The sequence below is a fragment of the Pseudomonas sp. lyk4-R2A-10 genome, assembly GCF_030209075.1.
In the GTDB taxonomy this organism is placed as follows: domain Bacteria; phylum Pseudomonadota; class Gammaproteobacteria; order Pseudomonadales; family Pseudomonadaceae; genus Aquipseudomonas; species Aquipseudomonas glycinae.
The window spans coordinates 628169-642445 of record NZ_JARVSR010000002.1 but is presented as its reverse complement, the minus strand read 5'-3'; the positions used below and the strand labels follow the sequence as shown (position 1 = coordinate 642445).

At 61.5% G+C, this 14277-nt stretch carries 10 protein-coding genes; 9 read left to right on the top strand and 1 reads right to left on the bottom strand.

Features of this window, described 5'->3' with window-relative positions; genetic code table 11:
• Window positions 1-228 precede the first annotated feature (228 nt).
• From QRN46_RS05285 to choV, 3 genes are all read left to right on the top strand, one after another.
• Complete coding sequence (locus QRN46_RS05285) at window positions 229-1176, top strand: choline ABC transporter substrate-binding protein (RefSeq protein WP_011336302.1); 948 nt, start codon at window positions 229-231, stop codon at window positions 1174-1176.
• Between the two features lie 67 nt (window positions 1177-1243).
• A complete protein-coding gene (choW, locus tag QRN46_RS05280) occupies window positions 1244-2089 on the top strand; it encodes a choline ABC transporter permease subunit (RefSeq protein ID WP_039767993.1) in 846 nt (281 codons plus the stop codon).
• Window positions 2086-3264 carry a choline ABC transporter ATP-binding protein gene (gene choV / locus QRN46_RS05275; protein ID WP_011336304.1) on the top strand — a complete coding sequence of 393 codons (1179 nt, stop codon included), beginning with the start codon at window positions 2086-2088 and terminating at the stop codon, window positions 3262-3264. Before choW ends, choV begins: the two co-directional genes overlap by 4 nt.
• A gap of 90 nt (window positions 3265-3354) precedes the next feature.
• Here the strand turns inward: choV and QRN46_RS05270 are convergent, their stop codons facing one another.
• A complete protein-coding gene (locus QRN46_RS05270) occupies window positions 3355-5295 on the bottom strand; it encodes a BCCT family transporter (RefSeq protein WP_223290698.1) in 1941 nt (646 codons plus the stop codon).
• 483 nt (window positions 5296-5778) lie between these two features.
• On the opposite strand from QRN46_RS05270, the gene betI reads away from it, so the two are divergent.
• The 6 genes from betI (at window position 5779) to mdtD (ending at window position 14233) form a co-directional block, all read left to right on the top strand.
• Window positions 5779-6372, top strand: a complete 594-nt coding sequence (betI, locus tag QRN46_RS05265) for a transcriptional regulator BetI (RefSeq protein ID WP_011336305.1) — start codon at window positions 5779-5781, stop codon at window positions 6370-6372.
• A 108-nt stretch (window positions 6373-6480) separates the two neighbouring features.
• Complete coding sequence (betB, locus tag QRN46_RS05260) at window positions 6481-7953, top strand: betaine-aldehyde dehydrogenase (RefSeq protein WP_011336306.1); 1473 nt, start codon at window positions 6481-6483, stop codon at window positions 7951-7953.
• A gap of 107 nt (window positions 7954-8060) precedes the next feature.
• Entirely contained in the window at window positions 8061-9764 is a 1704-nt protein-coding gene (gene betA, locus QRN46_RS05255) for a choline dehydrogenase (protein ID WP_011336307.1), read from the top strand.
• A 195-nt stretch (window positions 9765-9959) separates the two neighbouring features.
• Window positions 9960-11402: a TldD/PmbA family protein gene (locus QRN46_RS05250; protein WP_285354364.1), complete on the top strand. Its 1443-nt coding sequence runs from the start codon at window positions 9960-9962 to the stop codon at window positions 11400-11402.
• Window positions 11402-12739 (top strand): TldD/PmbA family protein, encoded by a 1338-nt coding sequence (locus tag QRN46_RS05245; RefSeq protein ID WP_011336309.1) that lies wholly within the window; start codon window positions 11402-11404, stop codon window positions 12737-12739. The genes QRN46_RS05250 and QRN46_RS05245 overlap by 1 nt, the downstream gene beginning before the upstream one ends.
• 66 nt (window positions 12740-12805) lie before the next feature.
• Window positions 12806-14233 (top strand): multidrug transporter subunit MdtD, encoded by a 1428-nt coding sequence (mdtD, locus tag QRN46_RS05240; RefSeq protein WP_221615984.1) that lies wholly within the window; start codon window positions 12806-12808, stop codon window positions 14231-14233.
• Window positions 14234-14277: the final 44 nt, after the last annotated feature.

The window sequence follows — 14277 nt, the reverse complement described above, 5'->3', positions numbered from 1 at the left end:
GACAGGGCAGAAAAAAGCTGTAAACGACGTCACTGACACTGGATGCGACCATCCCTGTACTGGATACGACGCACCCTGTAGGCGTCAGATTTTCACTGGTACATGATCGTATCGACTCGATTGCAAGGCGCTGCGGTAGAGCTGTCTCCAGAACGCCATCCAACCGCAACCCATAAGTGCGGTGGTCCAATCGGAACACTGCCAAAAAAAACACCAAGGAGTCCATTCATGAAAGGTTCCCCGTCGTTGTTGTTGGCCGCCATGCTGAGTCTGCCGTTACTGGCTCAAGCCGCAGAACCGGCGCAGTGCAGTACCGTGAACTTCTCCGATGTCGGCTGGACCGACATCACCGCAACCACCGCCACCACCAGCGTTGTGCTCAACGCCCTCGGCTACAAGACCAAGACCACCATGATTTCCGTACCCGTGACCTACAAGTCGCTGGCCGACGGCAAGAACATGGACGTGTTCCTTGGCAACTGGATGCCGACCATGGAAAACGACATCAAGGCCTACCGCGACGCCGGCACCGTGGAAACCGTGCGCACCAACCTCAAGGGCGCCAAGTACACCCTCGCCGTTCCGCAGGCCTTGTATGACAAGGGTCTGCACGACTTCGCCGACATCGCCAAATTCAAGAAAGAACTCGACGGCAAGATCTACGGGATCGAACCGGGCAACGACGGTAACCGCCTGATCCAGAGCATGATCGACAAGAACGCCTTTGGCCTGAAAGACGCCGGTTTCAAGGTCGTCGAGTCCAGCGAAGCGGGCATGCTGTCACAGGTCGACCGCGCGCAGAAACGCGACACCGCCGTGGTGTTCCTCGGCTGGGCGCCGCACCCGATGAACAAGCGCTTCAAGATTCAGTACCTGACCGGCGGCGATGACTTCTTCGGCCCGGATTTCGGCGCCGCCACCGTGGCGACCAACACCCGCAAGGGCTACGCCGAGGAATGCAGCAACGTTGGCCAGCTGCTGAAAAACCTGGAGTTCACCGTCGACATGGAAAGCGAACTGATGGGCAACATCCTGGACGACAAGATGAAGCCTGACGCGGCCGCCAAGGCCTGGCTGAAAAAGAATCCACAGGTGCTCGATACCTGGCTCGCTGGCGTGACCACCATTGACGGTAAACCTGGCCTGGAGGCCGTGAAAGCCAAGATTGCCCAGTAATCGCTTATGCCGGGCGGGCTAGTCCCGTCCGGGCTGTTTATTTCCTTGCATGCGGACGTTCACTACCATGCTGATTGATCAGAAAATCCCTTTAGGCCAGTACATCGCGGGCTTCGTTGAATGGTTGACGCAACACGGCGCCAACACCTTCGACGCAATCGCCGTGACACTGGAAACGATGATCCACGGCGTGACGTTTGCGCTGACCTGGTTCAACCCGCTGGTGCTGATCGGCCTCATCGCCCTGCTGGCCCACTTCATTCAACGCAAATGGGGCCTGACCGCGTTCGTGGTCGCTTCCTTCCTGCTGATCCTCAACCTGGGGTACTGGCAGGAAACCATGGAAACCCTCGCCCAGGTCATGTTCGCGACCCTGGTCTGCGTGGTCATCGGCGTGCCGCTGGGCATCGTCGCCGCGCACAAACCGATGTTCTACACTTTGATGAGGCCGGTACTCGATCTGATGCAGACCGTACCGACCTTCGTTTACCTCATTCCTACCCTGACCCTCTTCGGGCTGGGCGTGGTGCCGGGCCTGATCTCGACGGTGGTGTTCGCCATCGCCGCGCCGATCCGCCTGACCTACCTGGGCATCCGCGATGTCCCGCAAGAACTGATGGACGCCGGCAAGGCCTTCGGCTGCTCGCGTCGCCAACTGCTTTCACGGATCGAACTGCCTCACGCCATGCCGAGCATCGCGGCCGGCATCACCCAGTGCATCATGCTGTCGCTGTCGATGGTGGTGATCGCGGCACTGGTGGGCGCCGACGGACTCGGCAAACCGGTGGTCAACGCACTGAACACTGCTGATATCGCCCTGGGCTTCGAAGCGGGCCTGGCGATCGTACTGCTGGCGATCATGCTCGACCGTATCTGCAAACAACCCGACGCCAAAGCAGGGGGTGACGCATGAGCATAATTCGCTTCGATAACGTTGACGTGATCTTCACCAAGGATCCGCGCGAAGCACTGAAACTTCTCGATCAAGGCCTGACCCGCAGTGAAATCCTGAAAAAGACCGGGCAGATCGTCGGCGTTGAAAAGGCCAGCCTGGACATCAACAAAGGCGAGATCTGCGTGCTGATGGGCCTCTCCGGCTCCGGCAAGTCGAGCCTGCTGCGCTGCATCAACGGCCTCAACACCGTGAGCCGCGGCAAGCTGTTCGTCGAACATGAAGGCAAGCAGATCGACATCGCCTCCTGCTCCCCGGCCGAGCTGAAAATGATGCGCACCAAACGCATCGCCATGGTGTTCCAGAAGTTCGCCCTGATGCCCTGGCTGACGGTGCGCGAGAACATCAGTTTCGGTCTGGAAATGCAGGGTCGTCCGGAGAAGGAACGGCGCAAACTGGTCGATGACAAACTCGAACTGGTGGGCCTGACCCAATGGCGCAACAAGAAGCCCGACGAGCTGTCCGGCGGCATGCAGCAGCGTGTCGGCCTGGCCCGCGCGCTGGCGATGGACGCCGACATTCTGCTGATGGACGAACCGTTCTCGGCCCTCGACCCGCTGATCCGTCAGGGCCTGCAGGATGAACTGCTGGAACTGCAACGCAAGCTGAGCAAGACCATCGTGTTCGTGAGCCACGACCTCGACGAGGCGCTGAAACTCGGCAGCCGCATCGCGATCATGAAAGACGGCCGGATCATCCAGTACAGCGTGCCGGAAGAGATCGTGCTCAATCCTGCGGACGATTACGTGCGCACCTTCGTCGCCCACACCAACCCGCTGAACGTGCTGTGCGGTCGCAGCCTGATGCGCACCCTGGACAACTGCAAACGCATCAACGGTTCGGTATGTCTGGATCCGGGCGGCGATTCGTGGCTGGACCTGGCCGAAGGCAACACCATCAAGGGTGCGCGGCAGAACGGTTCGGTGCTGAACCTGCAGAACTGGGCACCGGGGCAAGCCGTGGAAGGGCTGGAGCGCAAACCGACGCTGGTGGACTCGAACATCGGCATGCGCGACGCGTTGCAGATCCGATACCAGACCGGCAACAAACTGGTGCTGCACGACAACAACCATGTGGTGGGGATTCTTGGGGACAGCGAGCTGTATCACGCGTTGCTCGGCAAGAACCTGGGGTAAAGAGAGCAGACACAAAAACGCCGCGAGAGGATCGCGGCGTTTTTGTTTTCATCATTCCCACGCATCGCGTGGGATTGATCACTTCACAACTCAGCTATAGACCCGGCCAAGGAGCTGCCGATGGCTTTCAAACTGATCGAGCACATCGCGTGTGATCTGATCCTGTGTGAAGCCCATCAGGTCGTAGTCCTGGCTGCCGTTGTGCAGGTACACCTCGGCGCGATAGAAACGCTGGCGCGCTTCATCGGACTGAACCGACTCGCTCGGGGTCGCCAGGTAGCCGTCCAGGCTCACTTCGTAGACAAAAGGGTTGCCCTCTTCCATCTCGACCCGCACGCCCATGCAGCGCTTGGATTTGCCCAGCAGCGTCTGCACTTCCAGACCCTGTGCACGCATTTGCGCAGCGGCATCTTCCAGTGCCGGGCTGACGTGTTTGTCCATGAAGCGCTGAACCACCGACTGGCTCGGTTGCAGATCCAGCTGGGTCAGGCGCTCGCTGAAACCACGACGACCGCGTTCAGCCAGTTGCGCCTGTTCCTGTTCGATCTGCATGTCCTGGCGCATCGCCTTGTGCAGGCCGAACATGAAGCACACCAGCACCACCGAGAACGGCAGACCGGCCAGCACCACCATGGTCTGCATGGCTTCGAAGTTACCGGCGAACAGCAGGCCGATGGTCACCAGCGTGATCACGACCGACCAGAAGATCCGCAGCCAGTGCGGGGCGTCTTCGTCGACGTTGCCGCCCTTGCAGGACAGGTTCGCCATCATCACCGCGCCGGAGTCGGCCGGGGTCAGGAACAGCACGAAACCAACGAAGATCGAAACACCGATCACGACTTTCGACGCCGGGTAGTGTTCCAGCAACTGATAGATCGCCATCGACGGCTGTTCCAGCGCCGTCTTGCCGAGTTCCACCGCGCCCTGGTTCATCACCAGATCCAGCGCCGAGTTACCGAAGATCGACAGCCACGCCAGGGTGAAACCCAGCGGAATCAGCAGCACGCCAGCCACCAGTTCACGCACGGTACGACCACGGGAAATCCGCGCGATGAACATGCCGACGAATGGGGCCCAAGAAATCCACCAGGCCCAGTAGAACAGCGTCCACAGGCCCAGCCAGCGGTCGGACTTCTCGCTGTCGCCTTCATAGACGTACAGGTCGAAAGTCTTCAGCACCACGCCGTTGAGGTAGTCGCCGATGTTCTGCACGAAGCCGTTGAGCAAATGCAGGGTCGGGCCGAACAGCAGGACGAAAATCAGCAGGCCGCTGAACAGGATGATGTTGAGGTTGGACAGACGACGGATACCGTTTTCCACGCCGGACACGGCAGCGATGGTCGCCACGGTGCTCATCACGATGATCACGATCAGCAGGTTGGTGTTGCTGTGTTCCATGCCGAACAGGTTTTCCAGGCCCGAGGACACTTGCAGCGAGCCGATCCCCAGGTTGGTCACCAGACCCAGCAGGGTCACGAACATGCCGAAGCCGTCCACCGCATGACCGGCAGCGCCCTTGACCCAACGCTCGCCCACCAGCGGGTACAGCGCCGAACGCAGGGCCAGCGGCTGGTTATGACGGTAAGCGAAATAGGCCACGGCCAGACCGACCAGTGCGTAGATCGCCCAGCCGTGCAGGCCCCAGTGCAGGAAAGTCAGCTGAACAGCCTGACGTGCCGCCATGTTGGTGGCCGACGCGCCTTCCGGCGGATTGAAGTAGTGATCCAGTGGCTCGGAGGCGCCAAAGTACAGCAGCGAAATACCGATACCCGACGAGAACAGCATCCCGGCCCAGGCGCCGTAGCTGAAATCCGGGGTGTCGTCCTTGCTACCCAGTTTGAGTTTGCCGTACGAGGAAAACGCCAAGCCCACCACAAACACCAGGTAAGCGGCGATCACCACCATGTAGTACCAGCCGAAGCTGCGGGACAACCAGGCCTGAGCCACTCCCAGCATTCTGCCGGCCTCTTGCGGGGCGATGATCAGAATGGCGGTCAACAACAGAATCAGCGCGGTAGAGGTGTAGAACACCCAACCGTTGACCGTCACCTTCTCGGGCGGGGTCTTTATTAGCGAGGCAGAACTCATGGCACAAATGCTCCAGGCAGTGCGAGAGAAGAACACAAGGCAACACGGAACCCGACCAATCGGTTAGTTGGCAGCCGACCGGCGGGTGATATAAAGACACCCCGAAAAAAGCCCGAACCTGCAGAGTTGGCACCGCGAATCGCCGTCGTGGCCGAGGCTTGGACGTTCATCCGAAACCTGGCCTTGAGCGTCTTGCCCATTCAACACGTCCATCGAACGTCGAACCGCGCCTTGCCCCGCGCAGGTTTCGAGCATTTTCGGATGTCGGTTTTATCGCCACTTACACGTAGGAAAAATCTGTAGGCAGCGACGATTTGTCGCAGATCTTATTCTTTGTTGATTGAACGTTCAATCAAAACAAAATAGACTGGCCCTCAATCCGATCGGCGTTTGTCGTCCGTCGGAAGGCCTAAGGAGATGTGCAAGATGCCCAAGGTCGGTATGCAACCCATCCGCCGCCAACAACTGATCGAAGCCACTTTGCAGGCGGTTGATCAGGTCGGAATGGGGGACGCCAGCATTGCGCTGATCGCCCGTTTGGCCGGTGTCTCGAATGGCATCATCAGTCACTATTTTCAGGACAAGAACGGCCTGATTGCCGCCACGATGCGGTATCTGATGAGCGTCCTCAGCGAGAACGTCACCGCGCGCCGTCAGGCGCTGGCAGACAGCAGCCCCCGGGCGCATCTGCAGGTGATCATCGAAGGCAACTTCGACGCCAGCCAGGTCAATGGCCCGGCAATGAAAACCTGGCTGGCCTTCTGGGCCACCAGCATGCACCAGCCGTCTTTGCACAGGTTGCAGCGGATCAACGATCACCGTCTGTATTCCAACCTGTGCTGCGAGTTCCGCCGTGTGTTGCCGCTCGAAGATGCGCGCACCGCCGCCCGTGGACTGGCAGCTCTGATCGACGGCTTGTGGTTACGCGGCGCGCTGTCGGGAGACGCTTTCGACACTGCGCAGGCGCAACAGATCGCTTACGAATACATGGATTTCCAATTGGCCAAGCAGGTGAGCTAGAGCACAGAAAAAACGCTCGGCCCCTGAACTGTCACCGACCAGCGATGCCACAGCTACATGGCTCACCCGGTGACCAACGCCAACCACTAATGCACTTGCGAGGACACTATGGCCCGTTTCGAACTGCAAAAACTCTACATCGATGGCGCGTACTCCGACGCCGGCAGCGATGCCACCTTCGAAGCCATCAACCCGGCTAACGGTGAAGTCCTCGCACACGTGCAACGTGCGACCAAGGAAGACGTCGAGCGTGCTGTGGTCAGCGCCGAAAAGGGCCAGAAAATCTGGGCCGCGATGACCGCCATGGAGCGTTCGCGCATCCTGCGTCGCGCCGTCGACATCCTGCGCGAGCGCAACGATGAACTGGCTGCCCTGGAAACCCTGGACACCGGTAAAGCCTTCTCCGAAACCAAGTACGTCGACATCGTCACCGGCGCCGACGTGCTGGAATACTACGCAGGCCTGGTACCCGCCATCGAAGGCGAGCAGATCCCGCTGCGTGACACTTCCTTCGTTTACACCCGTCGCGAGCCGCTGGGCGTTGTCGCTGGTATCGGCGCGTGGAACTACCCGATCCAGATCGCCCTGTGGAAATCCGCGCCAGCCCTGGCGGCCGGTAACGCGATGATCTTCAAGCCAAGCGAAGTCACCTCGCTGACCACCCTGAAACTGGCCGAGATCTACACCGAAGCCGGCGTTCCGAACGGCGTGTTCAACGTACTGACCGGCAGCGGCCGTGAAGTCGGCACCTGGCTGACCGAGCACCCGCGCATCGAGAAGATCTCTTTCACCGGCGGCACCGACACCGGCAAGAAGGTCATGGCCAGCGCTTCGGCTTCGTCGCTCAAAGACGTGACCATGGAACTGGGCGGCAAGTCCCCGCTGATCATCTGCGACGACGCCGATCTGGATCGCGCCGCCGACACCGCCATGATGGCCAACTTCTACAGCTCCGGTCAGGTCTGCACCAACGGCACTCGCGTGTTCGTGCCGAGCCACCTGAAAGCCGCTTTCGAAGCCAAGATCGTCGAGCGCGTTGCGCGTATCCGTGTTGGCAATCCGGAAGACGAGAACACCAACTTCGGCCCGCTGGTCAGCTTCCCGCACATGGAAAGCGTGCTGGGCTACATCGCCAAGGGTAAAGAAGAAGGCGCCCGCGTTCTGTGCGGTGGCGAGCGTCTGACCGACGGCGAATTCGCCAAAGGCGCGTTCGTGGCTCCAACCGTGTTCACCGACTGCACCGACGACATGACTATCGTCCGTGAAGAAATCTTCGGCCCGGTGATGGCGATCCTGAGCTACGAAACCGAAGAAGAAGTGATCCGCCGCGCCAACGACACCGACTTCGGCCTGGCCGCCGGTATCGTCACCCGCGACCTGAACCGCGCCCACCGCGTGATTCATCAACTGGAAGCCGGTATCTGCTGGATCAACGCCTGGGGCGAGTCCGACGCAAAAATGCCGGTTGGCGGTTACAAGCAGTCGGGCGTTGGCCGTGAGAACGGCATCAGCTCGCTGAACAACTTCACTCGCATCAAATCGGTACAGGTCGAGCTGGGCGATTACGTCTCGGTGTTCTAAGACCCGCCATTGTGTGCTGCCCGCGAAGCCGCCTTCGCGGGCAAGCCCGTTCCCACTAGGGAAGCGCTGGCTGTCTGACCTGACCAACTTCAAAGAGGGTGCATTCAATGTCCCAAGAATTCGATTACATCATCGTCGGTGCCGGCTCTGCCGGTAACACCCTGGCGACCCGTCTGACTGAAGACGAAGGCGTCACCGTCCTGCTGCTTGAAGCCGGCGGCCCGGACTATCGTTTCGACTTCCGTACGCAAATGCCGGCCGCTCTGGCATTCCCGCTGCAAGGTCGTCGCTACAACTGGGCGTACGAAACCGATCCGGAGCCACACATGGACGGTCGCCGGATGGAATGCGGTCGCGGCAAGGGCCTCGGCGGTTCCTCGCTGATCAACGGCATGTGCTACATCCGCGGCAACGCAATGGACTACGACGGCTGGGCCAAACTGCCAGGCCTGGAAGACTGGTCCTACCTCGACTGCCTGCCGTATTTCCGAAAAGCGGAAACCCGCGACATCGGCCCGAACGACTACCACGGTGGCGACGGCCCGGTCAGCGTGACCACGCCGAAAGCGGGCAACAACCCGCTGTTCCACGCCATGGTTGAAGCTGGCGTGCAGGCCGGTTACCCGCGCACCGAAGACTTGAACGGCTATCAGCAGGAAGGCTTTGGCCCGATGGACCGCACCGTGACGCCGAATGGCCGTCGTGCTTCCACCGCCCGTGGTTACCTGGACGTGGCCAAGAAGCGTTCGACCCTGACCATCGTTACTCACGCCCTGACCGACAAGGTTCTGTTCGAAGGCAAGCGTGCCGTTGGAGTGCGTTACCTGGTCGGCGCCGCTGAAGAGCGCGTCGAAGCCCGCGCCCGCAAAGAAGTCATCGTCTGCTCCGGCGCGATCGCTTCGCCGCAACTGCTGCAACGCTCCGGCGTCGGCCCGGCAAAACTGCTGGAAAGCCTCGACATCCCGGTCGTTCACGATCTGCCGGGCGTCGGCGAAAACCTGCAGGATCACCTTGAGCTGTACCTGCAATACGCTTGCACCCAACCGGTCTCGCTGTACCCGTCGCTGCTCTGGTACAACCAGCCAGCCATCGGTGCCGAGTGGCTGTTCAACGGCACCGGCATTGGCGCCAGCAACCAGTTCGAAGCCGGCGGTTTCATCCGTACCCGTCCGGAATTCGAGTGGCCGAACATCCAGTATCACTTCCTGCCGGTGGCGATTAACTACAACGGCAGCAACGGTGTGAAAGAGCACGGTTTCCAGGCGCACATGGGTTCCATGCGTTCGCCAAGCCGCGGTCGCGTCCAGGTCAAATCCAAGGATCCGCGCCAGCACCCGAGCATCCTGTTCAACTACATGGCCACCGAGCAGGACTGGCAGGAATTTCGCGACGGCATCCGCCTGACCCGTGAAATCATGCAACAGCCTGCACTGGACGCCTTCCGTGGCCGCGAAATCAGCCCGGGCATCGAGGTGCAAACCGATGAGCAGCTGGACAAGTTCATTCGCGAGCACGCCGAAACCGCGTTCCACCCGTCCTGCTCGTGCAAGATGGGCACCGACGACATGGCCGTAGTGGATGGCGAAGGCCGCGTGCATGGCATGCAGGGTCTGCGTGTGGTCGATGCGTCGATCATGCCGATCATCACCACCGGCAACCTGAACGCGCCGACGATCATGATGGCCGAGAAAATCGCCGACAAGATCCGTGGCCGTCAGCCGCTGCCGCGCAGCAAGGCGCCGTACTACGTCGCTGGCGATGCGCCAGTGAAAGGCAAGGCGATGCGTGATGTGAGCGCTGTTGCTCAGTAAGTTGTAATACCGGGCGGTGATCGTTCCCATGCAATGTGGGAACGATCAGCCTACTCAAAGCAGTAAATCCCCCTACACCCCCTCTTCACTTGATCCTACCCCCTCGCAGGCCTACTCTAGTCCTCGCCCAATCGTTTCACCCCCTCCCCGCCGAATTCGCTTCGCCGCTGCTCCCATGACAAGGAGGTTCCCCTGATGTTCGATTTCCACCCCCAGCTCAAGCAGCGCTTTGCTGCCTTGCGCACGGGCGCCGAGTTTTTTTCCCTGCGGTATGTACGCGAGTCCGGCCAGTACCTGTCGGTGCGCAAGAACGTCGCCGAGCCGCCGAGCCTGAGCCGCGACGAAGGCGCGATGCTCACCGTGCGCGTCAACGGCGTCGAAGCCTACGCCGCGACCAATGACCTGTCGCAACAAGGCCTGCAAGCCGCCCTCGAGCGCGCCGAACAGCAGGCCCGGCGGATCAAGCCCCACGCCCTGCTCGATCTGAGCCAGCAGCCGGTGTCCAGCGACCGCGCCGACTACTTTTCACCCAATCTCGAACAACCCTTTCCGTCCCTGAGCGAATGCTTCGAGCTGCTCGGCGCGGAATCCGCCTCGGTGCCAAAGGATGAGCGCCTGGTGAATTGGGAAGTGAGCATCGGCATCACCTACGTCGAACAGATCTACCTGAGCAGCGCCGGCGCTGAATTGCGCCAGGCCCAGCGCTTCGTCTATCCGGGCCTGGACGTCACCGCCTACGACGGCAACGACAGCCAGACCCGCAGCCTCGGCCGCGAGAACTTCGGTCAGCAGGGCGGCGCCGACGTGATCAGCCGTTGCGGCCTGATCGGTGCCGGCCCACAAGTCGCCGATCAGGCGCTGCAACTGCTGCTCGCGCCGAACACCCCGCAAGGCCCGCGCGATTTGCTGCTGATGCCCGACCAGATGATGCTGCAGATCCACGAATCCATCGGCCACCCGCTGGAACTCGACCGGATTCTCGGCGACGAGCGCAATTACGCCGGCACCAGTTTCGTCAAAGCCTCGGATTTCGGCAGCCTGCAATACGGCTCGAAACTGCTCAACGTGACGTTCGATCCGGGCATTCCCGAAGAACTGGCGAGTTACGGTCACGATGACGACGGTTCCAAGACCAGCAAGCAGTTTTTGATTCACGAAGGCCTGCTGGTCCGTCCGTTGGGCGGCGCACTGTCGCAGTTCCGCGCGGGTCTGGACGGCGTCGCCAACAGCCGCGCCTGTGGCTGGAACCGCCCACCGATCGATCGCATGGCCAACCTTAACATCGAGCCGGGCGACCAGCCGCTTGATCAGCTGATCGGCGGCATCGAAAACGGCATCCTGATGAGCACCAACCGTTCGTGGTCGATCGACGATGCGCGCAACAAATTCCAGTTCGGCTGCGAATGGGGCCAGTTGATCGAGAACGGCGAACTCAAGGGCGTGGTGAAAAACCCGAACTACCGGGGCATTTCCGCGCACTTCTGGAAGAGCCTGCGCGCCGTCGGCAACGCCGGCACCACCCAGGTGCTGGGCACGCCGAACTGCGGCAAGGGCGAACCGAACCAGGTGATCCGCGTCGGCCATGCGTCGCCGGCCTGCGTGTTCAGCAATGTTGATGTGTTTGGGGGAGACGCCTGATGAGTATTTCCAAGAACCCGTCCGAGGCGTTCAAGGTGCTGGTCAACTGGCTGCGCGATGCCGTGCGCGAGCCGGAACAGTTCACCCTGAGTTACGACGCCGAATCGTCGGCCTTCGTCCGTTTCAACCACGCCAAGGTGCGTCAGGCCGGGCAAGTTCAGCAAGCCGGTATCGGTCTGAAACTGATCGACGACGGTCGCCATGCCGACCTGCACATCACCCTGTCCGGCGAGCAGGCCACCGACCTGCAACGTCTTGCCGAAGGCTTGCAACAACTGCGCGAAACCCTGCCGCTGCTGCCGCAGGATCCGTACCTGTTGCTCAACCACAACGGCTGGCAGAGCAAGAACGTGCAGGAACATCCGCTGCCGGACACCGAGCAGGTGGTGGCGGAAATCGCTAATGCTGCCGAAGGCCTGGATCTGGTCGGCTTCTATGCCGCCGGGCCGATCAGCCGTGGTTTTGCCAGCTCTTCCGGCGCGTTCGGCTGGCATCAGGCCAACAGCTTCAACTTCGATTTCAGCCTGTTCCACGAGAACGGCGAAGCGGTGAAAGCCAGCTACGCCGGGCATGACTGGAACAGCGAAGACTTCGCCAGACGCATCCAGCAGGCCCGCGAGCAACTCGAATTTCTGGGGCGGCCGCTGCGCACCCTGCCGCCCGGCCAATACCGCGCCTACCTGGCGCCGGCAGCCCTGGAAGAAATCATGGGCATGCTGTGCTGGGGTGGTTTCTCGGCGCAGTCGATTGCCAGCAAGAGCAGCCCGTTGCAGAAGCTGTATGCCGGCGATCAGGCGTTCAGCCCGCTGGTGTCCCTCGACGAGAAAGTCAGCGAATCGCTGAGCCCGGCGTTCTCCGGCGAAGGTTACCCGCGCAGCGATCTGCGGCTGATCATCGAAGGCAAAGCAGGTGACCAGTTGGTGGGTTCGCGCAGTGCCGCCGAGTACGGTCTGACGGCCAACGGTGCCAGCGGCGGCGAATCGCCGAGCGCGCTGAACATGGGCGCTGGTGATTTGCCTCAAGCGGAGATTCTCAAGCAACTGGGCACCGGGCTGTACATCAGTAACCTGTGGTACCTGAATTTCTCGGATCAACCGGCGGCGCGCCTGACCGGCATGACACGGTTTGCCACGTTCTGGGTCGAGAATGGCGAGATTCAGGCGCCGGTCAGCACCATGCGTTTCGACGACAGCGCCTACAGCCTGCTGGGTTCGCAGCTGGAAGCGTTGACCGCCGAGCGCGAGTTGCTGCTGTCGGCGAGCACCTACAGCCAGCGCAATACCTCGTCGGCGCTGTTGCCGGGGGCGCTGGTGAGCCGATTGACCCTGACTTTGTAAATCCCGGACCTGATCGTTCCCACGCTCTGCGTGGGAACGATCATCCAACAACCCACAAGAGGTTCCATGCCCAACCGCCCGCCTCTCGACGCCATCACCGCCCGCTGGTTGCCGTGGGTCGTCGCCATCGCTTTCTTCATGCAGTCCCTCGACGGGACCATCCTCAACACCGCCCTGCCGGCCATGGCCAGGGATCTGGCCGAAGACCCGCTGCGCATGCAGGGCGTGATCATCGCCTACATGCTTACCGTGGCGTTGCTGATTCCCGCGTCAGGCTGGATCGCCGACCGCTTCGGCACCAAGAAAATCTTCTTCGGCGCGATCCTGCTGTTCAGCCTGGGCTCGCTGCTGTGCGCCTTGTCGAGCAGCCTGAGCATGCTGATCGGCGCGCGGGTGATCCAGGGCCTCGGCGGTGCGCTGATGCTGCCGGTCGGACGCCTGGTGGTGCTGCGCGCCTACCCGCGTTCGGAACTGGTGCGGATCATGGGCTTCATCACCATTCCCGGCCTGCTCGGCCCGCTGATCGGCCCGACCATGGGCGGCTGGATGGTGGAATACCTGACGTGGCACTGGATCTTCCTGATCAACCTGCCGGTCGGCATCATCGGCTGCTACGCGGTGTGGAAATTCATCCCCGACCTGCGCGGCACCGAGCGCACGCGCTTCGATAGCCTCGGTTTCCTGTTGTTCGGCGCAGCGATGGTGCTGATCACCATCGCCATGGAAGGCCTCGGCGAACTGCACCTGCCGCACCTGCGGGTGATGCTGTTGCTGTTCGGCGGCATGGCATGTCTGGCGGCGTACTGGCTGCGCGCCGGGCACATTGAAAACCCGCTGTTCGCGCCGTCGCTGTTCAAGACCCGCACCTTCGCGGTCGGCATCCTCGGCAACCTGTTCGCCCGACTGGGCAGCGGCGCCCTGCCGTTTCTGGTGCCGTTGCTGCTGCAAGTGGCGCTGGGTTATTCGCCGTCCCAGGCCGGGATGAGCATGCTGCCGCTGGCGGCGGCCGCGATGGTTGCCAAGTGGGGCGCGCGGCCACTGATCGAGCGCTTGGGCTATCGCATCGTGCTGACCGGCAATACCCTGCTTCTGGGAATCATGCTGGCGAGCATGGGGCTGGTCAGCGAGCAGACGCCGTACTGGCTGCTGCTGTGCCTGCTGGCGGTTCTCGGTGCGATCAACTCGCTGCAATTCACCGCGATGAACACCGTGACCCTGATCGACCTCGACGACGCCAGCGCCAGCAGCGGCAACAGCCTGCTGTCGGTGGTGGCGCAGTTGTCGCTGAGCCTCGGCGTGGCGTGCGCCGGTGCGCTGCTTGGCGGCTTTACGGCGGAAGTCGGCAACGACGGCGTTGAGACCGTGTTGGGCGCATTTCAGCTCACGTTCGTGACCGTGGGGATCATGGCGATGCTGGCGGCGACGATTTTCTCGCAGCTATCGAAAGAGGACGGACGGCGCGCCAAACGCCGGGAAGAACATATCGAGCATTGACCGGGGTCTGCGTGGCGAGGGAACCGGCCCTCGTCACAGGCTTT

What these genes read in the sequence shown, in the direction of transcription:
- QRN46_RS05285 (WP_011336302.1), top strand. Translation starts at nt 229, where the DNA reads ATGAAAGGTTCCCCGTCGTTGTTGTTGGCCGCCATGCTGAGTCTGCCG.
- choW (WP_039767993.1), top strand. Translation starts at nt 1,244, where the DNA reads ATGCTGATTGATCAGAAAATCCCTTTAGGCCAGTACATCGCGGGCTTC.
- choV (WP_011336304.1), top strand. Translation starts at nt 2,086, where the DNA reads ATGAGCATAATTCGCTTCGATAACGTTGACGTGATCTTCACCAAGGAT.
- betI (WP_011336305.1), top strand. Translation starts at nt 5,779, where the DNA reads ATGCCCAAGGTCGGTATGCAACCCATCCGCCGCCAACAACTGATCGAA.
- betB (WP_011336306.1), top strand. Translation starts at nt 6,481, where the DNA reads ATGGCCCGTTTCGAACTGCAAAAACTCTACATCGATGGCGCGTACTCC.
- betA (WP_011336307.1), top strand. Translation starts at nt 8,061, where the DNA reads ATGTCCCAAGAATTCGATTACATCATCGTCGGTGCCGGCTCTGCCGGT.
- QRN46_RS05250 (WP_285354364.1), top strand. Translation starts at nt 9,960, where the DNA reads ATGTTCGATTTCCACCCCCAGCTCAAGCAGCGCTTTGCTGCCTTGCGC.
- QRN46_RS05245 (WP_011336309.1), top strand. Translation starts at nt 11,402, where the DNA reads ATGAGTATTTCCAAGAACCCGTCCGAGGCGTTCAAGGTGCTGGTCAAC.
- mdtD (WP_221615984.1), top strand. Translation starts at nt 12,806, where the DNA reads ATGCCCAACCGCCCGCCTCTCGACGCCATCACCGCCCGCTGGTTGCCG.